Source organism: Mycobacterium sp., from assembly GCF_049278535.1.
Lineage (GTDB): Bacteria > Actinomycetota > Actinomycetes > Mycobacteriales > Mycobacteriaceae > Mycobacterium.
On record NZ_JBAPMI010000172.1, the window covers coordinates 17,377 to 37,554 of the forward strand.

General features: G+C 64.9%; 24 protein-coding genes, 1 tRNA gene and 1 pseudogene. 11 read left to right on the plus strand and 15 right to left on the minus strand.

Annotation, left to right across the window (positions count from 1 at the left end):
• The first annotated feature begins 98 nt into the window (after positions 1–98).
• The 3 genes from phoU (at position 99) to WAO18_RS11535 (ending at position 2,012) form a co-directional block, all read left to right on the plus strand.
• Positions 99–746 carry a phosphate signaling complex protein PhoU gene (gene phoU, locus WAO18_RS11525; RefSeq protein ID WP_422206413.1) on the plus strand — a complete coding sequence of 216 codons (648 nt, stop codon included), beginning with the start codon at positions 99–101 and terminating at the stop codon, positions 744–746.
• Positions 747–751: 5 nt separating this feature from the next.
• Positions 752–1,402 (plus strand): maleylpyruvate isomerase family mycothiol-dependent enzyme, encoded by a 651-nt coding sequence (locus WAO18_RS11530; protein WP_422206414.1) that lies wholly within the window; start codon positions 752–754, stop codon positions 1,400–1,402.
• Positions 1,403–1,481: 79 nt separating this feature from the next.
• Positions 1,482–2,012, plus strand: a complete 531-nt coding sequence (locus WAO18_RS11535) for a hypothetical protein (protein ID WP_422206415.1) — start codon at positions 1,482–1,484, stop codon at positions 2,010–2,012.
• Between the two features lie 4 nt (positions 2,013–2,016).
• On the opposite strand, the pseudogene arsB reads toward WAO18_RS11535, so the two are convergent.
• Both arsB and WAO18_RS11545 read right to left on the minus strand, forming a co-directional pair.
• Positions 2,017–3,527 (minus strand): annotated as a pseudogene (gene arsB, locus WAO18_RS11540) (ACR3 family arsenite efflux transporter).
• Positions 3,524–3,988, minus strand: a complete 465-nt coding sequence (locus WAO18_RS11545; RefSeq protein ID WP_422206416.1) for an ArsI/CadI family heavy metal resistance metalloenzyme — start codon at positions 3,986–3,988, stop codon at positions 3,524–3,526. Before WAO18_RS11545 ends, arsB begins: the two are co-directional and overlap by 4 nt.
• Before the next feature lie 99 nt (positions 3,989–4,087).
• Between WAO18_RS11545 and WAO18_RS11550 the strand changes: the two genes are divergently transcribed.
• On the plus strand, positions 4,088–4,447 hold the full coding sequence (locus WAO18_RS11550; protein WP_422206417.1) for an Rv2640c family ArsR-like transcriptional regulator: 360 nt from the start codon (positions 4,088–4,090) through the stop codon (positions 4,445–4,447).
• Positions 4,448–4,461: 14 nt separating this feature from the next.
• On the opposite strand, the gene WAO18_RS11555 is transcribed toward WAO18_RS11550, so the two are convergent.
• A complete protein-coding gene (locus WAO18_RS11555) occupies positions 4,462–4,803 on the minus strand; it encodes a metal-sensitive transcriptional regulator (RefSeq protein ID WP_422206418.1) in 342 nt (113 codons plus the stop codon).
• Positions 4,804–4,940: 137 nt separating this feature from the next.
• On the opposite strand from WAO18_RS11555, the gene WAO18_RS11560 reads away from it, so the two are divergent.
• Positions 4,941–5,273 (plus strand): hypothetical protein, encoded by a 333-nt coding sequence (locus WAO18_RS11560; RefSeq protein ID WP_422206419.1) that lies wholly within the window; start codon positions 4,941–4,943, stop codon positions 5,271–5,273.
• 34 nt (positions 5,274–5,307) lie between these two features.
• Entirely contained in the window at positions 5,308–5,886 is a 579-nt protein-coding gene (locus WAO18_RS11565; RefSeq protein WP_422206420.1) for a hypothetical protein, read from the plus strand.
• 240 nt (positions 5,887–6,126) lie between these two features.
• Here WAO18_RS11565 and WAO18_RS11570 read toward each other — a convergent pair.
• The 5 genes from WAO18_RS11570 to WAO18_RS11590 form a co-directional block, all read right to left on the minus strand.
• Positions 6,127–6,202, minus strand: a tRNA-Ala gene (locus tag WAO18_RS11570).
• 44 nt (positions 6,203–6,246) lie between these two features.
• Positions 6,247–7,233 (minus strand): gephyrin-like molybdotransferase receptor GlpR, encoded by a 987-nt coding sequence (gene glpR / locus WAO18_RS11575; RefSeq protein ID WP_422206421.1) that lies wholly within the window; start codon positions 7,231–7,233, stop codon positions 6,247–6,249.
• A gap of 157 nt (positions 7,234–7,390) precedes the next feature.
• Positions 7,391–8,044 (minus strand): GNAT family N-acetyltransferase, encoded by a 654-nt coding sequence (locus WAO18_RS11580; RefSeq protein WP_422206422.1) that lies wholly within the window; start codon positions 8,042–8,044, stop codon positions 7,391–7,393.
• Positions 8,045–8,065: 21 nt separating this feature from the next.
• Positions 8,066–9,370 (minus strand): gephyrin-like molybdotransferase Glp, encoded by a 1,305-nt coding sequence (glp, locus tag WAO18_RS11585; protein ID WP_422206423.1) that lies wholly within the window; start codon positions 9,368–9,370, stop codon positions 8,066–8,068.
• A 41-nt stretch (positions 9,371–9,411) separates the two neighbouring features.
• A complete protein-coding gene (locus WAO18_RS11590) occupies positions 9,412–10,320 on the minus strand; it encodes a UTP--glucose-1-phosphate uridylyltransferase (protein WP_422206424.1) in 909 nt (302 codons plus the stop codon).
• A gap of 24 nt (positions 10,321–10,344) precedes the next feature.
• On the opposite strand from WAO18_RS11590, the gene WAO18_RS11595 reads away from it, so the two are divergent.
• Positions 10,345–10,932, plus strand: coding sequence for a 5-formyltetrahydrofolate cyclo-ligase (locus tag WAO18_RS11595; protein WP_422206425.1), 588 nt, complete (start codon positions 10,345–10,347; stop codon positions 10,930–10,932).
• On the opposite strand, the gene WAO18_RS11600 is transcribed toward WAO18_RS11595, so the two are convergent.
• Complete coding sequence (locus tag WAO18_RS11600; protein ID WP_422206426.1) at positions 10,929–11,642, minus strand: HNH endonuclease family protein; 714 nt, start codon at positions 11,640–11,642, stop codon at positions 10,929–10,931. The two genes, WAO18_RS11595 and WAO18_RS11600, sit on opposite strands and share 4 nt — an antisense overlap.
• A gap of 289 nt (positions 11,643–11,931) precedes the next feature.
• On the opposite strand from WAO18_RS11600, the gene WAO18_RS11605 reads away from it, so the two are divergent.
• From WAO18_RS11605 to WAO18_RS11615, 3 genes are all read left to right on the plus strand, one after another.
• Positions 11,932–13,221, plus strand: coding sequence for a PPE family protein, SVP subgroup (locus WAO18_RS11605; RefSeq protein ID WP_422206427.1), 1,290 nt, complete (start codon positions 11,932–11,934; stop codon positions 13,219–13,221).
• A 114-nt stretch (positions 13,222–13,335) separates the two neighbouring features.
• The gene (locus tag WAO18_RS11610) at positions 13,336–13,692 is read left to right on the plus strand and encodes an FmdB family zinc ribbon protein (protein WP_422206428.1); all 357 of its coding nucleotides are present in this window, start codon (positions 13,336–13,338) and stop codon (positions 13,690–13,692) included.
• Between the two features lie 64 nt (positions 13,693–13,756).
• Entirely contained in the window at positions 13,757–14,419 is a 663-nt protein-coding gene (locus WAO18_RS11615; RefSeq protein ID WP_422206429.1) for an SAF domain-containing protein, read from the plus strand.
• Here the strand turns inward: WAO18_RS11615 and WAO18_RS11620 are convergent.
• The 6 genes from WAO18_RS11620 to rpmF form a co-directional block, all read right to left on the minus strand.
• A complete protein-coding gene (locus WAO18_RS11620; protein ID WP_422206430.1) occupies positions 14,416–14,850 on the minus strand; it encodes an MscL family protein in 435 nt (144 codons plus the stop codon). The genes WAO18_RS11615 and WAO18_RS11620 overlap by 4 nt on opposite strands.
• Before the next feature lie 313 nt (positions 14,851–15,163).
• Entirely contained in the window at positions 15,164–15,706 is a 543-nt protein-coding gene (locus WAO18_RS11625) for a MogA/MoaB family molybdenum cofactor biosynthesis protein (RefSeq protein ID WP_422206436.1), read from the minus strand.
• Positions 15,706–17,127, minus strand: coding sequence for a S1C family serine protease (locus tag WAO18_RS11630; protein WP_422206431.1), 1,422 nt, complete (start codon positions 17,125–17,127; stop codon positions 15,706–15,708). Before WAO18_RS11630 ends, WAO18_RS11625 begins: the two co-directional genes overlap by 1 nt.
• Before the next feature lie 59 nt (positions 17,128–17,186).
• Positions 17,187–18,722 (minus strand): ATP-binding protein, encoded by a 1,536-nt coding sequence (locus WAO18_RS11635; RefSeq protein ID WP_422206432.1) that lies wholly within the window; start codon positions 18,720–18,722, stop codon positions 17,187–17,189.
• Positions 18,722–19,408, minus strand: coding sequence for a response regulator transcription factor (locus tag WAO18_RS11640; RefSeq protein WP_422206433.1), 687 nt, complete (start codon positions 19,406–19,408; stop codon positions 18,722–18,724). Before WAO18_RS11640 ends, WAO18_RS11635 begins: the two co-directional genes overlap by 1 nt.
• A gap of 120 nt (positions 19,409–19,528) precedes the next feature.
• Complete coding sequence (gene rpmF, locus WAO18_RS11645) at positions 19,529–19,702, minus strand: 50S ribosomal protein L32 (RefSeq protein ID WP_285184875.1); 174 nt, start codon at positions 19,700–19,702, stop codon at positions 19,529–19,531.
• 277 nt (positions 19,703–19,979) lie between these two features.
• Here rpmF and WAO18_RS11650 point away from each other — a divergent pair.
• A partial coding sequence (locus WAO18_RS11650) for an acyclic terpene utilization AtuA family protein (RefSeq protein ID WP_422206437.1) occupies positions 19,980–20,178 on the plus strand: 199 nt, incomplete at its 3' end.

Genomic DNA, 20,178 nt, shown 5'->3' on the forward strand with positions numbered 1-20,178 from the left:
TGCGAACAACTCTGACCGCCAGAGCTGCTAAAGACAACGGCTGTGGGTATCCGGAAAGATAGGGTTCATGCCGGGTTCATCGATGTCGAGGTAGGGCGATGCGTACTGCGTTTCATGAGCAACTCGAGTCGCTGACCGAGACGCTGAGCATCATGTGCGGTCTCGCGGGTTTGGCGATGGACCGTGCGACGCAGGCGCTGCTCCAGGCGGACCTGGCGATCGCAGAGCAGGTCATCACCGACCACGACAAACTCGCGCAGTTACAGAGCCGTGCCGAGGAAACGGTGTTCGTGTTGCTCGCGCTGCAGTCACCGGTAGCCGGCGACCTGCGGCTCGTCGTTGGTTCCCTGCAGAACGTGGCCGACGCCGAACGGATGGGCGCGCTGGCCCTGCACGTCGCGAAGATCGCCCGGCGCCGTCATCCCAATCACGTCTTGCCGGAGGAGGTGCGCGACCATTTCGCCGAGATGGGACGCGTTGCCGTTGATCTGGGCAACAGCGCCAAAGACGTTGTGGTTTCCAAAGATCCACAGCAAGCCGCTGAGATCAGCCAAGAAGACGATGCGATGGATCAACTCCACCAACAGCTGTTCAAGGTCTTGATGGACAACGAGTGGAAACACGGAGTCGCAGCAGCTGTGGACATCACGCTGCTCGGCCGGTTTTACGAACGGTTTGCCGACCACGCCGTGGAGATCGGGCGTCGCGTTGTCTTCGAGGCGACCGGCGGCGCCGGCGGAGGGTAGCCCAGATGAGTACCCAAGAGAAAACATTGATGGAGCTGGCCTACGAGGAACGTGTCGACCTCGCTGCATTTCTCACGACGCTCACGCCGCAGGAGTGGGCGGCGCAGAGCCTGTGTGACAAGTGGACGGTCAAAGACGTTGTCGCCCATGTCGTCAGCTACGAGGAGTTGACGCCGCTCGGATTGGCGAAACGGTTCGCGAAGGGTCTGGTCATCCACGCCAACGAGGTAGGCGTGCAGGATTTTGCCGGGATGTCGCCAAGCGGTTTGATGGACTTTCTGCACCGGCATCTTCATCCGATGGGCCTTACCGCCGCTTTCGGCGGCATGATCGGACTGGTCGACGGCACCGTCCACCACCAGGACATCCGACGAGCACTCGGCTATCGGCGCGCCGTCCCCACCGAACGGCTCGCACGCATACTGCCGCTGGTGCCGGGAAATCCGCGGCTGGGCGCCGGGCGGCGGATCAGAGGGTTGCGGTTGGTGGCGACGGACCTCGCCTGGCAGCGCGGTGACGGACCAGAGGTCACGGGCACCGGTGAAGCGCTCCTGATGGCAATGACGGGCCGGCCCGACGCGCTGGACGAATTGTCCGGACCGGGACAGCCCACACTGGCCGCGCGCGTCAGGACCTCTGATTCACGGCCTCGCTGATCACGTCGACGACAGCGGATGGCTGGGTGACCAACTGGGCGTGATTGACCATAGTAATGGGTTATCTGACCCATTTCGCATGACCGAGCGCAGACCGTCCTACTCCGAAACTCGGGGCAGCGTCGTCGAGATGTGTGTTGTGGAAAGCAGCATGGCGGCCACCAGGTCGACAAGGTGGTCACGACTGGTGGGCAGCTCGTCGCGGAACCACGCGGCGACGAGTTCGAGTGTGCTGGAACGCACCGCCACCCTGGAGTGCGCGGTGGCCTACACGTACCGGCCCGGGCGGCCCGACTTCCTGCCCGCCCTCACTGCCCCGTTGTGGCGGATCACCCAGCCAATCGTGGGAGAAATCCTGACGGTGCTCGGGTTCGGCCCAATGCATCCCGGCGTGCGGGCCATCGTGCCGATGACCTGGCGGCGTCGCCATGATCTCGAATACACCGTGCTGACTTCCCTTGTCCGCCAGGCATATCGGTGGCTGTCGGCTCGATTCACCGACACCCCACTGGCCCGCAACCGCCGCGAATACGAGCGACTTATGACCAAATACAAGGGGATCGGCTTGACTTCCTTCGCCCCTGATCTGCAGGCGCCGGTCGCCCATTGACGGGTCACCCCCCAGACCCGTCGAGCACTCCTAGCCAGATGAGAAGCACGCGTACTCGTTGTTCGATCTCGTCACGGATCGGCCTGACCGCGCCAACGGATTGTCCCGCTGGGTCGGGCAGAACCCAATCCTCGTAGAGGCGTCCGGACAGGACTGGGCAGGTATCGCCGCATCCCATGGTGATCACCACGTCCACGGCGTCGAGCATGTCCATGGTCCACTGCTTCGGTTGTTCGGTGGCGATGTCGATGCCCTTTTCGGCCATGGCTGCGGTGACGGCAGGGTTGACTTCGGCAGCGGGTTCGGACCCGCCCGAGTAGACGCTGGCGCGGTCGCCTGCGAGATGTTTGAAGAATCCCATCGCCATCTGAGACCGACCGGCGTTGTGGGTGCAGAGGAACAGCACCGCTGGCTTGGTATTCGCCATCATGCAACGGGTTTGACTACGGGAAGGGCGAATCGTCGTCGTAGGGCGAGGGATACGTAGACCAGTGCGACGAGGACCGGAACTTCGATAAGGGGGCCGACGACACCGGCGAGCGCTTGTCCTGACGTGGCCCCGTAGGTCGCGATGGAGACCGCGATGGCCAATTCGAAGTTGTTGCCCGCAGCGGTGAACGCCAGCGTGGTTGTGCGTTGGTAGCCCAGCCCGAGGACCGCGCCCAGGAGGTAGCCGCCGCCCCACATGACGGCGAAGTAGACCAGTAGCGGGACAGCGATGCGGAGTACGTCGAGTGGCCGGGTGGTGATTTGGTGTCCTTGCAGCGCAAAGAGAATGACGATGGTGAAGAGCAGCCCGTAGAGCGCCCACGGCCCGATCCTGAGCAGGAATGTGGACTCGTACCAGTCCCGTCCTCGGGCGTTCTCGCCGAAGCGCCGGGTGAGGTATCCGGCGAGCAGAGGGATGCCGAGGAAGACGAGCACGGACTTGGCGATCTGCCAGGGCGAGGTGCTGATCGTGCTCTGTGGCAGGCCGAGCCAGCCGGGTAGGACCGAGAGGTAGAACCAGCCGAGCGCGGCGAACATGATGACCTGAAAGATCGAGTTGAGTGCCACCAGGACTGCTGCGGCTTCGCGGTCGCCGCAGGCTAGATCGTTCCAGATGATCACCATGGCGATGCAGCGGGCGAGACCGACGATGATCAGCCCCGTGCGGTAATCGGGGAGGTCGGGCAGCAGCAGCCACGCCAACGCGAACATCAATGCGGGACCGACGAGCCAATTCAGTACGAGTGAACTTGCAAGCAGCTTGCGGTCGCCGGTCACGGTGTCCAGCCGGTCGTAGCGGACTTTGGCCAGAACCGGGTACATCATCACCAGTAGACCTAGGGCGATGGGCAGCGAGATACCGTCAATCCGAACGTGATTCAAGGCGGTGTTGAGTCCCGGGATTAGCCGCCCGAGTAGTAGACCTGTAGCCATCGCAAGGCCAATCCACACCGGTAAGAATTGGTCGAGCCGCGACAGCTTCTCCACGACCGCAGGCGGCGTCTCGCGTACTGTTCGCTGGCTCACGATTCACCCGTCGGATTGTCGCTCGTCGCTGCGGTGCAGCAGGTGCTACTAGTGCCAGCGGGGTTGACCAGCGCGGCGGAGTCGATACCGAACGAGTCCGAGTCCGCGAGGACGGTGTACACCTCCCACTTCTCGCCAGCGGGTCCAGTCACCCACACCTTGTCCTGCGCGGCGAAGCAGCAGGTGGTTCCGAGTTCCTCCTCGGTGAACAGTCCTTCGTTGGTCAGCCGCGCAATCTCGGAGTGGACGGCATCGCTGGACTCCACCTCGACGCCGAGGTGGTTGAGAGTCCCACCATGGCCCCGGTTTTCAATGAGGACGAGCTTTAAAGGCGGCTCGGTGACCGCGAAGTTCGCGTAGCCGGGTTTGACCTTGGCGGGGGTGGTGTTGAACAGCTTGGAGTAAAACGCGATCGCGTCGTCGAGGTCGTTGACGTTGAGCGCGAGTTGGGCGCGGGACATGATGTGTTCCCCTTACCTCTGTGACTTATGTCGAACTGCTGACTCGACCGATAATGCCACCTCTTCGATATATGTCAATCTTTGTGGCAGGATGGTCGCATGCCTAAGACGTTGCCGGTGGTGGATATGTCCGCGCCAGTATGCTGTTCACCGGTCGCCGCCGGTCCCGTCGATGACGATGCGGCCTTGGCCATTGCGTTGCGGCTCAAGGCATTAGCCGATCCGGTGCGCGTCAAACTCGTCTCACTGCTGTTCAGCTACGAGGACGGCGAAGTGTGTAGTTGCGAGCTGGCGACGGCGGTGGGACTCAGGGAGTCAACCGTGAGTCACCATCTGTCGCAGTTGCGCCGCGCCGGCCTTGTCGAATCCGAGCGTCGTGGGATGAACGTGTATCACCGACCGCGACGCGCCGCCCTGGTTGCACTGTGCATGGTTCTCGACCCGAACTGCTGCCGTTAGCAGTACGACACCCGTTACGACTTACCGGCCCTAACCGCCTCGTCGGCTTCCGTGCCGTTCAGGTACATATCGGGGCCGGTCAAGGCTGAGCTGAATTTCAGCGCATCGACCAGCTCGGCGATTGCCTTCTCGCCCTCACCACCCACGACGGCCGCGGAAAAGCACGTTTCCAGGTGGTTGTGCAACATCACCCGATTGGTGCGCTCCAACGCCGACTGCACCGCAGAAATTTGCTTCATCACATCCACGCAGTACGCGTCGGATTCCAACATCCGGATGATCCCGTCCAGATGGCCGCGCACGGTCTTGAGCCGGTTGAGCGCAGCACCTTTCTTGGCCGTCAACTCCTCTGACATCACCGTCCCCTTTCAGCGGCAACCTGGCACCTCGGCACTGGTTTGACTGTTCTGAGCCTATTTCACCCATGCTACCCCACCCCACCCTGGGTGGGGTAGCATGGCCTTCGCCCAGTCCGACTCAGGAGGTTTTAGTCATGGCCGATACGACCGACGTTGCGCAGCCAACCGACGATGCAGGCACCGCGCACACCGCCAGTCCCAGCCGCCTTATTCAGGCGCTCGCGTGGGTGGGAATCGTCGCTGGTGGACTGTTTGTCGTCGCCGCCGTATTCCTATCCGGCTACTTCTTGGACTGGAGCGAGCACGCGCACATGCAAATGGGTCATTCGACGATGGCCAAAGAATCAAAGGACTGCTGCGCCGACATGAAGCCGGGCGAGCCGATGAAACATAGCGAGATGATGCCCGGCGGCATGATGAGTCCGCAGCCGACCACATCCGCTCCTCCGAACACCCCTCGGCCATAGCGCCGGGCGTCAAGCAACCCGGCTGGGACTCACAGTGTCAGGGTTAACGCGCCGCACAGCGTTGCTGGCATTTGGAACCGGTAGCGGCGCGGTAATACTCGGGTACGTATTACGCGGTGCTTCTAGAGGCTTAGCACCAGGCATCCAACTCATCGACCACAATGGCATGGGGGTCGATGCAACGGACATGAGCCGCTACACGGAGATGTTCAGTCGGCACAACGAAATAACCCGCACTGTCGAGGAGATTCCCGGCGGCATACGAACCACTACGCAATCGACTTCGCCTGATCTTGTCGCGCAACTACAAGCGCATGTGTCCAGCATGTACGCACACCTCGACCAGGGCGCAGAGGTCATGTGTATGAGCGGAAGCCTGCCCACACTATTCAGGCAAGCGAACGGTTATCGCCGCCAGTTGACATTCACCCCCACCGGGGTGGCTGCAGAAGAAACCGCCGATGATCCAGCCCTCACACAAGCCATCCGTGCGCATGCGCAGGAGGTCACAGGCTTTGTGCGCGACGGGATGCCGCCGATGATGCGAGGCATGATGGGTTCAGGGATAATGGGGCCCGGCATGATGGGGCCCGGGATGATGGGGCCGCATTGAGCTTTCCTGATGCGGTGGCCGCCGTACTCGCGAATCTTAAGTCCGAAATCATGGGAACGGCGTTTGGCGCCATTCCCAACGATGTTGGCCGAGGAGTTGTCGGTATCGTATTCCGACTTGTTCGACGAGGACTTGGATGGCGTTGCGAATCGGCTGCAGGCAGAAATGCGACTTACTGCGAAAGCTCTCCGGACGGCTTCCGAAGCCTGAATGGGGCATATACCCTGACCTGCTCAAATCTGGTGGAGCTAAGGGGAATCGAACCCCTGACCTTCTCGATGCGAACGAGACGCGCTACCAACTGCGCTATAGCCCCTGATCGCTAGCAGGCTACCAGTCGCGGCGGAAGTCGCAGAACCGCTACTGGCCCGCCGCTCGCGGCAAATCCCAGCCGTACTCCCGGGCGTAGGGCGCATAGTCGAGGTGCTCGAAGGTCGGGTCTTCGTCGTCGATCTCCAGAACCACGGCTCCGGGGCGTCGCAACCGCGAGGGCACCACGTCGTACTCGCGGTCGTAGGTGTTCTCCACACCGAGATGCGACCGCGCCATCCGCTGCATCCGACGCCGCCGTACCCGCTCCTCGATCCGGGTCTGCCTGCGCAGGTAGCCCAGGTAGAACATGGTCGCCACCGAGCTCACGCCGCAGAACCACCATGCCGAGGGGGTCAACAGGAACGCCGTCGCCGCGGATCCCAGCAGCGTCAGCGCCATCATCATCAGCACCCGCCGGCGGAAGGCGAACTTGCGGGCCGTCACCGCAGCGGCGGTGTCGGCGTCATACCGATGCCGTCGCCCGTGGCCCGGCGCGGTCATCGACGATTCCTCGGCGATCGCTATCCCCGAGGTGTCGTCGATGTACTCGTATTGATCAGCGTCGTCCTCGAAAGCTTCACCCTCGTCGTCGTACTCGACGGCAAGGTCGACGTCGGTGTCGGCCTCATCGGCGGTCTCGTCGTCGATGTCGTCGATCTGCGCACTCGCGCTCAGCGGCAACGGTTCCGACTCGGGGTCGGCCCTGCCAAAGTCGAGCTCGTCGGGAGCCGCCCCCTCGGTCGCAACCGTCACGACACGCGACGGCTCGACGTCCTCCGAATCGTCGACGTCGTCCAGGTCGTCGTCGTATTTGTCTTCTTCGGGCTGCCAGTCGGGGTCACTGCGATGGCCTGCAGCCGGCCCACCACGCTTGATCAGCCGAGCGGCCGCCGCGCTATTGAGCACACGGGTCGCCAACGCGACGTCGCTGGTGCGCCGCACGGCGTCGCGCTTGCTGACCAACATGGGGACCAGCACGAACAGCCAGAGCACCACGAGCGATATCCACAACAACGACTGCGGGATGCTTGGCATGGTGACCCGCTCCTTTCCCCGCCAGACTTGACCGGTGGCCAACGCTTCCGGTCGAGGCACCTCAGATCAATTACACATCTGTAATTTACCTCTGAACAAGCATCATTAGTCACAAAAGTCACGTTCGTAACACGACACGCCGCGCATCTTCGGCCGACTACGCCCAGCGGGCGTGCCCGTCGCGTACCAGAGCCGACGTCACCGACCCGTAAACCTCCTCGACCGTCAGGCCCACCAACAGGTGGTCCCGCCAGGCGCCGTCGACCTGTAGATAGCGGCGCAGCAATCCCTCTTCACGAAATCCGACCTTCGCCAGCACGGCCCGGCTCGCCGCATTCTCCGGCCGCACGGTGGCTTCCACGCGGTGCAACCTGACCGGGCCGAAGCAGTGATCAAGACCCAACGCCAAGGCTCCGGTAGCGACGCCGCCACCGGTCATCGAGCTGGCCACCCAGTAGCCGATCCAGGCCGACCGCAACGCCCCGTGCGTGACGTTGCCGACGGTCAGCTGCCCACAGAACTCGCCGTCCAACTCGATCACATACGGCAGCATCCGGCCGTTGCGGGCTTCGGCCCGCAAGCTCGAACACACCGCCGCCCACGTCGAAACCGAGTGTCGCGCAGTCCAATCGGCCTCGGTGCTGGGCTCCCATGGTTCCAGCTGTCCCCGGTCGGCCAGCCTTGCCCGGCTCCATCGCGAGGCGTCGCGCAGACGCACCGGGCGCAGCCGGATCACGCCGGCGGCCACCCGCAACGGTCCGACCGAGGTCGGCCAGCCGGGGTGCTGGGAGTTGGAGCGAAACATGTTCACGAGCCGATGCCACCGGGTCGGTCAACCACGCTGAGCCAGAAACGCGACGTCGACGATCTCGCCGGTGCGAATCTGCTCCGCCTCGCGGGGAACCACGACCAGACAGTTTGCCTCAGCCAACGTCGCCAACAAGTGCGACGAGGCGCCCGGCGCCCCGCCCAGAGCCTGCACCAGGTATTCGCCGGTGTCCTGATCGCGCATCAGTTGTCCGCGCAGGAATCCTTTGCGGCCGGCCACCGAGGTGATCGGCGACAGCGTGCGCGCCTGGACGACCCGGCGCATCGGCTGCCGCTTGCCCAGCGATAACCGGATCAACGGCCGGACCATCACCTCGAAGACCACCAGCGCGCTGACCGGGTTGGCGGGCAACAAAAACGTCGGCACACCGTCACGGCCCAACTGCCCAAACCCCTGGACGGAGCCGGGATGCATTGCGACCCTGGTGACTTCCATGTCGCCGAGCTCGGACAGCACCGAGCGCACGGCCTCGGCCGCGGCCCCACCGACCGCGCCGGCGATCACCACGATCTCGGCACGGTTGACCTGACCCTCGACGACTTCGCCGAGCTCACGCGCGTCACTGCTGACGATGCCGACCCGATTCACCTCGGCACCGGCATCCCGGGCGGCGGCCGCCAACGCGTAGGAGTTGACGTCGTAGACCTGGCCGTTGCCGGGCGTTCGCGAGATATCGACCAGCTCACCACCGACCGCCAGCACCGACACCCGCGGACGGGGATGCACCAACACCCGGTCGCGGCCCACCGCGGCCAGCAGCCCGACCTGGGCGGCGCCGATGATGGTGCCGGTCCGCACGGCCACGTCGCCGGGCTGCACGTCGTCACCGGTGCGTCGCACGTAGGCACCCGATCGCACACCGCGCAGCACCCGCACCCGCGACTGCCCGCCGTCAGTCCAGCGCAGCGGCAGCACCGCGTCGGCCAGTGTCGGCAACGGCGCCCCGGTTTGCACCCGCACGGCCTGCCCCGGCTGCAGCCTGCTGGGCGTCCGGGTGCCGGCCTCGATGCTGCCCAGCACCGGCAGGGTCAAGCCGCTGCCAGACGACGATCCCTCGACCTCGTTCAGCGCGCGCAGTTCGGTGTCAGACTGATCGTCGGCCGGAGAACCCTCCCCCACACCGAGCACGTCGACGCTGCGAACCGCATAGCCGTCGATCGCGGCCTGGTCGAATCCCGGCAGCGGACGTTCGGTCACCACTTCTTCGGCGCACAACAGCCCCTGCGCCTCGGCGATGGCAACCCGCACCGGTCTCGGCGCCACTGCGGCGGCCGACACCCGGGCTTGTTGCTCCTCCACCGAACGCACAGCGCGCCTTTCTGCCGTCGTGGAAAGTGACGACCTGGCCGCTAGCTGTCGGCCATACCCAGTCGAGTCACCAGCCATCTCCGTAGGTCAGGCCCGTAATCGTCACGGTCCAAGGCAAAGTCAACCGCAGCCTTGAGGTACCCGCCGGGATTTCCCAAGTCGTGTCGGGAGCCGCGGTGGACGACGACGTGCACCGGATGCCCTTCCTTGATCAGCAATGCGATTGCGTCGGTGAGCTGCATTTCGCCGCCGACGCCGCGCTGAATTCTTTGCAACGCGTTGAAGATGCTGCGATCGAGGACATAGCGGCCGGCTGCGGCGAACAATGACGGCGCGTCTTGCGTGTCCGGCTTTTCCACCATGCCGTTGACCTTCAGCACGTCGGTGTCGGCGCCGGGGACCGATTCGACATCGAAAACCCCATAGGCGCTTACCTCTTCGGGCGCTACCTCGATCGCGCACAACACCGTCCCGCCGAACTGGGCGCGCACCTTCGACATCGTCTCCAGCACGCCGGTCGGCAGTACGAGGTCGTCAGGCAGAAGCACCGCGACGGCATCTTCGTCGGCGCCCAGCACCGGCTCCACACAGCTGATCGCATGCCCCAGACCGAGCGGCTCGACCTGCACCACGGACTCGACTTTGATCAGCGCCGGCGCCCGGCGAACCTTGGCCAGCATGGCCACCTTGCCGCGTGCCTCCAGCGTGCCTTCGAGCACCAGGTCCTCGACGAAATGCGCGACGACGCCGTCCTTGCCTTCCGAGGTGATGATCACCAGCCGTTCGGCGCCGGCTTCGGCGGCCTCGGCGGCCACTAACTCGATGCCTGGCGTGTCGACGACCGGTAGCAGTTCCTTGGGCACGGTCTTGGTAGCCGGCAGAAAACGGGTGCCCAAACCGGCCGCGGGCACGATGGCCGTGCGGGGAACGGAAACCTTTGGGCGAGACATCGTTGAAACCATATCGTTGACCTTGTGGCGACCGCGGGCAAGGCCGCATTGCGAGAACGGCTGTTAGCAGCCCGTCGCTCGGTGTCCGACGACGTCCACGCGCAAGAGGCCCGATCGTTGGCTGCCCAGGTCGGGGGGCTGCCGTACGCCGACGGCTCGGTGTGTGCGTATGTTCCGGTGGGCGCCGAGCCGGGATCCGTCGAGATGCTGGATGTGCTGGTGAGCCGAGCGGACCGGGTGCTGTTGCCGGTCGCGCGTACCGCCGGCGACGACTCCGCGATGGCCCTGCTGTGGGGTGAATACCGGCCCGGGCAGCTGGTGACCGCGCGGTTCGGCCTGCTCGAGCCGGCCGGACCGTGGCTACCGCCGAACGCCGTGGCCGAGGCGAGCGTCGTCTATGTGCCGGCGGTGGCCGTCGACCGCGCGGGGGCGCGGCTGGGCCGGGGCCGCGGTTTCTACGACCGCACACTGGTGCTGCGAAATCCCGACGCCCGGCTGATCGCCGTGGTCCGCGACGAGGAACTGCTCGACGAGGTGCCGCATGAACCGCATGACGTGCCGATGACCCACGCCCTGACCCCCGGGCACGGCCTGGTCGAGCTGACCGGTTAGCAGCCGCGAAGCACCTGCCGCATCGCGTCTTTCTCATTGCCCGACACCCACAGCTGATAGTCGGTCTTCACCTCGACCTGGCGTGTGACGAACGCACATCGGAACGCCGCATTCGGCGGCAGCCACGAGGCGGCATCACGAAAAGCCTTGTCGAAGTTGATCAGTCCGGCCACGGCCAACAGATTCCGCGGATCGTTGGCGAAGTCGCGGCGGCGCTGGTCGTCCCAGGAGCGCCCACCTTTGTACCAAGCGTCGGCCAGCGCCACCACGTGATCGATCTGCACCGCAGACGAGGTGTCGGGACCGCGAACGAAGTCGATGATCGCCCCGGTGTAGGGGTCATGCAGCACGCCGCTCTGCGCGAAGCAGGTCCCGGGCCGCACCTGCAGGTCGACCAGATCGCGGCGCAGGATGTCGTCGCGGGTGTTGCAGCCGTTGTGACCGAACTCCACGTTGACGTCGTCACTCCAGGGCTCGCCGAACCGGAAGCGGTTGAAATCTTGCACGCGGTCCCAGCCCTTGACCGGCAGCGCGTCGAGCTCGCGCCGAGCCACGTCGAAGGCCGGGTTTGCGGGGAATTCCTGCGGCTCGGGTTGCCGGCTTTTGGCGTCGTGGAAGTAGAGCCAACCGACGCCGGCGGCGATGGCGACAACGATCAGCAGCGCCAGAGCGTCCCTCCATCGGCTGTCGGGTCTCAGGCGCCGTGTCATTTCTCCGAAGCTAATCGACCGTGTCGCCACCGTGAAGTTCGTCGCATCTCGAATGGATCTGGCGCTCTAGCCGTTGCTGCCGACATGAAGATGCCCCTCCCCCGTCCGCAACCTAACTGACCGACTGAGGATTCCGGTCGGTCGAAGCGTTGCAATTGCCGACGCGACCGATGGATAGAAGCGCAAGCTGCATCTATGCAGCGGTGAGAATCGCGACTCCGTACCTAGGTCGGTTTCCGCTCACCGAGGCTAGCCATGTGACAGCGATCGGCTAGGAGGTTGCGCAGCAATGGATTTCGCGATTTTGCCACCGGAAGTCAACTCCGGGAGGATGTATGACGGCCCCGGAGCAGGGTCTATGCTGGCTGCCGCGGCGGCCTGGGACGGCCTTGCCTCCGAGTTGCACTCGACGGCAACCTCTTACGGATCGGTAATCTCGGAGCTGAGGGCGGGGCCGTGGCTTGGCGCCGCGTCAGTGGCTATGACGGCCGCGGCCGCACCCTACGTGGCCTGGATGAGATCCACCGCCACTCAGGCCGAACAGACAGCCATCCAGGCCAAGGCGGCGGCGGCCGCCTACGAGGTGACGTTCGCGGCGATGGTTCCCCCGCCGGTGATCGAGGCCAACCGCGCCCTGTTGCAGGCGCTGGTGGCTACCAACTTGTTCGGGCAAAACGCCCCGGCGATCGCCGCCACCGAGACCCTCTACGCCGAGATGTGGGCACAAGATGCCACCGCGATGTACGGCTACGCGGGCACCTCGGCGTCCGCGACGACACTGCCTCCGTTCACCCCGGCACCACAGACCACGAACGGGACAACGGCCGCGGTGAGCGCACAGACGGCGGCGTCCCAGGCGACCTCGACAGCATTGCCGGGGCTCGCATTGCCTGCGGCTGCTGACCCCCTGGGTACTCTGGCGGACCTCATTGACATCGGGCTGTTCTTGCCGAATGTGGCCCAGACTGGGCTGACGCCATTGAATACCGTCGGTTTATTCACGGACTTGTCGTACGACGACGCGGAAGTCCGTGATGAGGCGTTGAAAGGCACCGAAGACGAAATCGCAGCCGCGCTGAACATCCCCGGTTACGCCCCAATCGCGACGCCAGGCCTGGCGATGAGGTTGGACCCAGCGGAGGTCCCGTCGGTGTCGGCGGGTCTCGGTCAAGCACCGTCGGTCGGAAAGTTGTCGGTGCCACCGGCATGGACTGTGGCGGCCCCGGAAGTCAGACTCGCCGCGTTAACGGCGCCAACCGCCGGCTTGGGCGCCGCGCCAGAAGTCATGGCAGCCAGCAGTCCGGGAACCCTCTTCAGCGAGATGACCCTGGCCAACATGGCCGGCCGCGCCATCACCGGCACTGCCACTCCGGGCCGACGTCAGGACCGCATCGCGTCCGTTGCCGGCGGTCGTCCCGCGTCGGCGACGGGCGCGTCGCCGACCGGTCACTCGGCGGCGATCGCCGCCGACGTTCACGAGTTCGCCGAAGCGTTGGTAAAACTCGGTGACCTCCGCGACTCCGGGCTCCTGACCAACGAGGAATTCACCAAAGAGAAGGAACGCCTCCTCGCCCGCTGAAACTGGGGCCTCGCGCAGACCGGCTGCGTGGAGCGGGAATGACACGCGCCACGTGGCGGTTTTAGCACTTGAGACTGTAGAGTGCTAAGCGTTTAGACCATCACGGAGGTTTGTGTGCCGACTTATAGCTACGCGTGCACCGAGTGCGCAAATCGCTTCGATGTGGTCCAGGCTTTTACCGATGATGCCTTGACCACGTGCGAGAAGTGCGCAGGTCGGCTGCGCAAACTGTTCGGCTCCGTCGGCGTGGCGTTCAAGGGCAGCGGTTTCTACCGCACTGACAGCCGCGAGTCGAAAAAGAGCTCGAGTAACGGCTCGGCCACCTCGGATTCGTCGTCGAGTTCCGAGTCTTCCAGTTCGAGCGACAAGTCCAGCTCGTCGGAGAAGTCGGCATCTTCGAGCTCGTCACCCTCTTCGAATGAGAAGTCCGCTTCGACATCGTCGAAGTCGGCCGCCACCACCTCCAGCTAGCGGCTATCCACAAGCCGCCGCTCGGCGGCTGCACGCTCAGACCCGGGGCGCCTACCGTTATCGGGTGCCGGCTTCCTCGAAATCACTGAATCCGTCGCTGCCGTCCAGGATTTCGCAGTGGCTGCGCCCAGACTGGTCACGAACTGTGCTCGCCCGGCGCATCGCCGCGAGTGGGCTCGTGGTGCTGGCCGGCGTTGCTGCGTTGCGGCCCGACCCTGACGGCGACTCCACGCACGTGGTGGTGGCCGCCCGTGACCTCAGCCCCGGCAACGAGTTGACCACCGATGACCTTCGAGTCGAAACCCGTTTGCTTCCAACGATTCCCGATGGATCGCAGTCGGATGTCGGCTCGGTTGTGGGTTCGACGCTGGCGGGGCCGGCCCGACGCGGCGAAGTGCTTACCGACGTCCGGCTGGTGGGGCGGCGACTCGCCGAATCGGCCGCCGGGCCCGACGCTCGGATAGTGCCGGTGCATCCGGCGGACAGCGCACTGATCGACCTGGTGCGACCCGGCGACGTTGTGGACGTCGTGGCCGCCTCGGAGAACAGCTCGCAGGCCAACCCGCACGTCATCGCCACCGACGCGATCGTGGTGTCGGTCTCGGCGAAGCAGAAAACTCAGACCGCGACGAATGAGCGGGTGGTACTGCTCGCGTTGGCCGCCGCTTCGGCCAACGTGGTGGCCGGCGCCGCCCTAGTACAGACGGTGACCCTGACGCTGCACTAACCGCTTCCCGGGGCCGCCGCCTGGGTGCTGGCACAGAACTTGCATTTGTGCGCGGCCTCGGGAATGTCAGAGCAGCATTCCGCACATGCCTTGGTCGCGGGTGCCTCACCGAACACGCTGACCCCACGACGTTTCTGGATGTGCCGGTAGGGGATCACGATTGCGACGTAGACGGTTGTCATGAAGACCAAGAAGTAGATGATCGCACCGATGAAGGAGCCGACGTCGATAAACGTCTTTGCATTGCCCGCGTCGCCCAGCTGGTAGCCCAATCCAAGCGCGGCATGGGGCTGGGCCGCGGCTACCAGCGGATTGATCACGGTTTCGGTAAAGGACTTGACCAGATTCGAAAAAGCCAATGCCACAACCAAACCGACGGCGACGGTAATGACGTCTTCGCGCATCACGAAATTCTTGAAACCCTTGAGCACCCGAGCCAACCTCCTGTGAGCAGGAATTAACAGGGCAACGAAAGATCACCCTGAAAAGACGTTAGGACTGCTCATCGGTGTTTGCGCCATTTGCGGCGAATTAGTCATACAAGGGTGAACATGGCCGTGACGTCGCAACGTCGGCGGGTGAATCAATGGTGGTGTGGGGGCACGTTGTCCCGCAGCCACTGCTCGCGATCGTCGGCGTCTCGACTCGCGTCCGGATCGCGCTCGTCTGCCGACTCTTGGGGCAGCTCCGTTCCGAACACTCGGTGAATCGCACCAGGGTCCTCGCCGGTTGGCCCGCTCAGCGTCAGATCTCCAGGCTGGACAGTTGCCCGATGATCTGGGTCGCAAGAGGGTTGAGCGTCGCCATGCCGTCGCGCACGGCGTACCGCGAGCCGGCGAGGTTGACCACCAAGGTGCTGCCGGAGATCCCCGCCAGACCGCGAGACAAGCCTGCTTCGATGATGCCCGCGGACAGCCCCGACGCGCGGATGGCTTCGGCGATGCCGAGGATCTCGCGGTCGAGAATGTCCAGCGTCGCTTCCGGCGTGACGTCGCGAGGGGTGACGCCGGTGCCGCCAACCGACACCACCAGGTCCACTCCACCGATCACGGCGGTGTTGAGCGCGTTGCGGATCTCGACTTCGTCGGCCGCCACGGCTACCACGCCGTCGACCACGAACCCGGCTTCGGTGAGCAACTCGGTGACCAATGGACCGCTGTGGTCCTCGTCCCCGTGCGCAGTCCGGTCGTCAACGACGATGACGAGTGCCCTGCCGACCAAGTCCGCGCGCTGTTCCATGGTTGCAACCGTATATCTGGGCTCCGACCACGGCGCAGCGGCTCTCATCATTGCTGGGCCTTGCCCAAGGTGACCTCGACCTTCTTGGTCGCACCGGACGCGTCCTTGTACGTCAGCGTCACCTTGTCGCCCGGCGCCTTCGAACGCACGGCGGCGACCAGGGCGTCGGCGCTGTTGACCGCGCGGTCGTCGACCTTGGTTACCACGACGTTGCCGGGCATGCCGGCGGCCGCCGCGGCGCCATTCGGCACCACCTCGACGACCTTCGCGCCGGGTGTCTCCTTGTCGTTGGTGACCTGCACGCCCAGTGAGGCGTGCGACGCGGTGCCGGAGCTGATCAACTCGTCGGCGATGCGCTTGGCCTGATCGACCGGAACCGCGAAGCCGAGTCCGATCGAACCGCTCTGCGCATCCGGGGAGTCGCCGCCGAGGGTGGCGATCGCCGAGTTGACGCCGACCAGCTGTCCGCTCATGTTGACCAGTGCGCCACCGGAGTTACCGGGGTTGATCGCGGCGTCGGTCTGAATGGCGTCCAGCACGGTGTTCTGGTTGCCCGTCTCTCCGGTGGTGGACACCGGCCGGTTGAGCGCGCTGACGATACCGGTGGTCACCGTGCCCGAGAGGCCCAGCGGTGAACCGACCGCCATGACCGGCTGGCCGACGCGCAGGTTGGCCGACGACCCGAGGCTGATCGGTGTCAGCCCCGACACGCCCTGCACGCGAACCACTGCGATGTCCGTCGTGGGGTCGGCACCGACAACGCTGAACTCCGCGGTGCGACCGTCGGAGAACGTCACCGTGGTCTTCGGCTTTGCACCGGCAGGCGGACCCTGGTCAGGATCCGGGCCCGCCGGACCGCTTTCGTCGTCAGGCTTCTGGCGGGGCACCGGGCCGTGGCCGGGGTTGGCCGCCGTCGCGACGACGTGGTTGTTGGTCAGGATCAAGCCGTCCGCGGACAGGATGATGCCCGAGCCCTCCTCTTGGGCCCGGCCGAGATTGGTCTCGAGCATGACGACGCTGGGCACCACCTTCGCGGCGATCTGCTCGACGCTGCCGGTCGGCGCGTTCGCGGCCGGCATACCGGGAGTTGCACCACCCGAAAGCGTCCCGTCGGCAACGGATGCGAGCTGTCCGCGATGCTCGATCACCGAGGCGGCCGCACCGCCGATACCGGCCGACACCACCGCGACCGCCACCGCACCGACGGTCAATGCGCCTGCGCGAGAACGCTTTCGCGGCGCGCCCATCGGCGGTGGTGGCCCGCCGGCGGAAGGACCACCCTGACCGCCGGCGAAGGGACCGTAGGGCTGCCGGTACTGCGGCTGCTGCTGGCCGTAACGCCAGTCATAGCCCTGCGGATAGGTTTGCTGCTGTCCAGGGCCGGAATGCCCTGTGGCCCCACGCTGATCGGACACGGGACGGTATCCGTGCTGCTGCGGCGGTGGCGAATACCTCGGGTGATTCGTCATGTCGCTAGGTCGCTCTTTTCCTTGTCCGGTCGGTTCAGACTCACAGAGTTATTGGACTACTACCTTGCCTGCGTGGTCTGAGATTCGACTGAGATAACGTTCGCTGGAGCTGAGGAGTTCCCGGAAGTTGACGAGCCGGAAACATCCGCCTCATCTTCACCGTCGATCGGGTATTGCGCGGCGGTTATCGGTTGTCCCGGCAACAAGACGTAAATCGATGTGCCTGGGGGCTGGCCGCCCGGAACGGTGTCTTCGACGTGAAGCGCTCCGCCGTGTTTGAGCACGACCTGTTTGACGATCGCCAACCCCAGACCCGAGCCCGGCATGGCCCGGGCCGTGGTGGAGCGGAAGAACCGCTCGAAAACCAGGTCACGCTCGTGCTGGGGTATCCCCGGGCCGCGATCGGACACCACCAGCTCGGCATGCGTGGCGTTCAGCTGCCGCAGCCGGACGCCGACGTGCTCCCCGGCCGGACTCCACTTGGCCGCGTTGTCCATTAGGTTCAACACCGCCCGCGACAGGCCCGCGGAGTCGCCGTATACCTCCCAGGGCGTCACCTCGACGTCGAACTCAACATCGTTGCGGCGCCGGCGAACTCGCTCCAGCGATCGGTCGATCACGTCGCTCATGTCGACCGCCTCGTGCACCACTTCGCCCGCGTCGCCGCGGGTGAGATCAACCAAATCGCCTACCAGCGTGGACAATTCCTCGATCTGCGCGATCACGTCGGTGCGCAGCTCGACCATCTCCTGGTCAGGCAGTGGCGGCGCACCCGGCGCGCTGGAGGCCATCAGCAGTTCGACGTTGGTGCGGAGCGACGTCAACGGGGTGCGCAACTCGTGGCCGGCATCGGCGACCAGCCGGGTCTGGCGTTCCCTATATTCGGCCAGGGCACGCAGCATCATGTTGAATGCCTCAGTGAGCCTTGCTAATTCGTCACTGCCGAAGACCGGTATCGGCCGCAAATCGTCGGTTCGGGCCACCCGCTCGGCCGCCCCCGTCAGCCGTCCCACTGGTCGGAGTCCGGCCTGGGTGACCATGCCACCGGCGACGGCGGCCACAGCCATGCCGACCCCGCCGACGATGACCAGCACCCAGCGCAGCTTGGTCATCACCGCATCAGTCGGTGCCAGGCTTTTGGAGATCAGCAGCGAGCTGCCGTTCGGCAGATGCACGGCCAGGACCCGCTGATTGGCCGCGGTGCGCCGGGACATGAACAGATCGCCTCGGATCACCGCCTTCTCGGGCTGTCCGACCGGCAGCGTCTGACCTTCCTGGTTGGCGGTGAAGATCGACCGGCCAGGAGTCACCAGCATCGCGTTGACATCCGAATACGCGGTGCCCTCGATGGCCTTGGCCGGATCGGCCGCCAGCGATCCGCTGGCGATCAGGAGTTGGGCCCGGCTCTGCAGCTGGTTGTCGATGTCTTTGTAGAGCGCGGCGGAGATCACCGCGTACACCGCGACGGCCATCAGGATGACGACCATCGCCACCATCGACATGGCCAGCAGCATCACCCGCCAGCGCAGCGACAACGAGGCGCTGGCCCGCAGCGGAACCCGACTTCGCCGACGGAACAGTGTTTTCAGGGGCATCAGGGGGGAGTTTCGCGAAGCACGTAACCCACACCCCGAACGGTGTGGATCAGCCGTGGTTCGCCGTTCGCCTCGGTCTTGCGGCGCAGGTATCCGACATACACTTCCAGCGCATTGCCCGACGTGGGGAAGTCGAAACCCCACACCTCCTCGAGAATGCGGCTGCGCGTCAATACCCGTCGCGGATTGGCGATCAGCATCTCCAGCAAAGCGAATTCGGTTCGGGTGAGGCTGATCTGGCGTTGCCCCCGGGTGACTTCTCGCGTCACCGAGTCGAGGGTGAGGTCCGCGAACGTCATCGCCACGGATTCACTGGAGTCTTCGATTCTCGTGCGACGCAGCAGCGCCCGCATCCGCGCCAAAAGCTCTTCGAGCGCGAACGGCTTGGGCAGATAATCGTCGGCGCCTGCGTCGAGGCCGGCGACGCGCTCGGAAATCGTGTCGCGCGCGGTCAACACCAGGATCGGCAGGTCATCCCCGGTGCTGCGCAGCTGCCTGCACACCTCCAGGCCGTCCAGCCGCGGCATCATGACGTCGAGCACGACCCCGTCGGGCCGGTCAGCGGAGATCATCTCCAGGGCCTCGACGCCATCCTCAGCCAACGTGACCGAGTACCCATTGAAGGAAAGCGACCTACGCAGTGACTCACGCACGGCACGGTCGTCGTCAACGACAAGAATTCGCACGACCACCAGTTTTATCCAATCCCCTGAGAACCTGCTGAGAGGTCGCCACTAGGACGTCGACGAAAGGCGGCCGCAGATGGCTCGCTGATTTGCCGGGAGACAATGCTCACGGCAGCAAAATTAGCGGCGGTCGAGGTCGATCAGACCGAGGCGCGCCGCCTTGAGCAGTCGGCGCGGCACTTTGTGCTGCTTGCCGGCCACCGTCACGCCGACCAGCTCTGGCTTCTCAGCCTTCCACTGCGCGCGCCGGCTCCGGGTGTTCGAGCGCGACATCCTGCGCTTTGGCACAGCCATGGTGGGGCCTTACTCCTGGTAGGGGGGTCGCCGCACAACAAGACTCGGCAGCAACGGTTGAGTTGATAGTAATCGCTGACCTGCTGCTGGCAAAAATCGGCTGTCGAACGACTCACGGCGCTTGACGTGGCACCGCCGGTACCCGCTAACCTACCGGTTGGTTGGTACGTCCGGCTGGAGGGAGCCATGCGTGACGTCCTCTTCGGGTGCCCGGGGTTCGACGACACCGGTTCGGATCGGAAACTGTTCGGGCTTTTACGGTGATCGGCACTCCGCGATGCGCGAGATGCTGGCCGGCGGCGACCTCGACTACCTCACCGGCGACTATCTGGCCGAGCTGACGATGCTGATTCTCGGCCGCGACCGGATGAAGCATCCCGAGCGCGGCTACGCCAAGACCTTCCTGACCCAGCTCGAGGAGTGCCTGGGGCTAGCGTCCGACCGCGGGGTGCGCATCGTCGCCAACGCCGGCGGCC

What these genes read in the sequence shown, in the direction of transcription:
- phoU (WP_422206413.1), top strand. Translation starts at nt 99, where the DNA reads ATGCGTACTGCGTTTCATGAGCAACTCGAGTCGCTGACCGAGACGCTG.
- glpR (WP_422206421.1), bottom strand. Translation starts at nt 7,233, where the DNA reads ATGCCAAGCATCCCGCAGTCGTTGTTGTGGATATCGCTCGTGGTGCTC.
- WAO18_RS11535 (WP_422206415.1), top strand. Translation starts at nt 1,482, where the DNA reads ATGACCGAGCGCAGACCGTCCTACTCCGAAACTCGGGGCAGCGTCGTC.
- WAO18_RS11630 (WP_422206431.1), bottom strand. Translation starts at nt 17,127, where the DNA reads ATGACGAATCACCCGAGGTATTCGCCACCGCCGCAGCAGCACGGATAC.
- rpmF (WP_285184875.1), bottom strand. Translation starts at nt 19,702, where the DNA reads ATGGCTGTGCCAAAGCGCAGGATGTCGCGCTCGAACACCCGGAGCCGG.
- WAO18_RS11560 (WP_422206419.1), top strand. Translation starts at nt 4,941, where the DNA reads ATGGCCGATACGACCGACGTTGCGCAGCCAACCGACGATGCAGGCACC.
- WAO18_RS11605 (WP_422206427.1), top strand. Translation starts at nt 11,932, where the DNA reads ATGGATTTCGCGATTTTGCCACCGGAAGTCAACTCCGGGAGGATGTAT.
- WAO18_RS11635 (WP_422206432.1), bottom strand. Translation starts at nt 18,722, where the DNA reads ATGCCCCTGAAAACACTGTTCCGTCGGCGAAGTCGGGTTCCGCTGCGG.
- WAO18_RS11545 (WP_422206416.1), bottom strand. Translation starts at nt 3,988, where the DNA reads ATGTCCCGCGCCCAACTCGCGCTCAACGTCAACGACCTCGACGACGCG.
- WAO18_RS11600 (WP_422206426.1), bottom strand. Translation starts at nt 11,642, where the DNA reads ATGACACGGCGCCTGAGACCCGACAGCCGATGGAGGGACGCTCTGGCG.
- WAO18_RS11530 (WP_422206414.1), top strand. Translation starts at nt 752, where the DNA reads ATGAGTACCCAAGAGAAAACATTGATGGAGCTGGCCTACGAGGAACGT.
- WAO18_RS11590 (WP_422206424.1), bottom strand. Translation starts at nt 10,320, where the DNA reads ATGTCTCGCCCAAAGGTTTCCGTTCCCCGCACGGCCATCGTGCCCGCG.
- WAO18_RS11625 (WP_422206436.1), bottom strand. Translation starts at nt 15,706, where the DNA reads ATGAGAGCCGCTGCGCCGTGGTCGGAGCCCAGATATACGGTTGCAACC.
- WAO18_RS11550 (WP_422206417.1), top strand. Translation starts at nt 4,088, where the DNA reads ATGCCTAAGACGTTGCCGGTGGTGGATATGTCCGCGCCAGTATGCTGT.
- WAO18_RS11555 (WP_422206418.1), bottom strand. Translation starts at nt 4,803, where the DNA reads ATGTCAGAGGAGTTGACGGCCAAGAAAGGTGCTGCGCTCAACCGGCTC.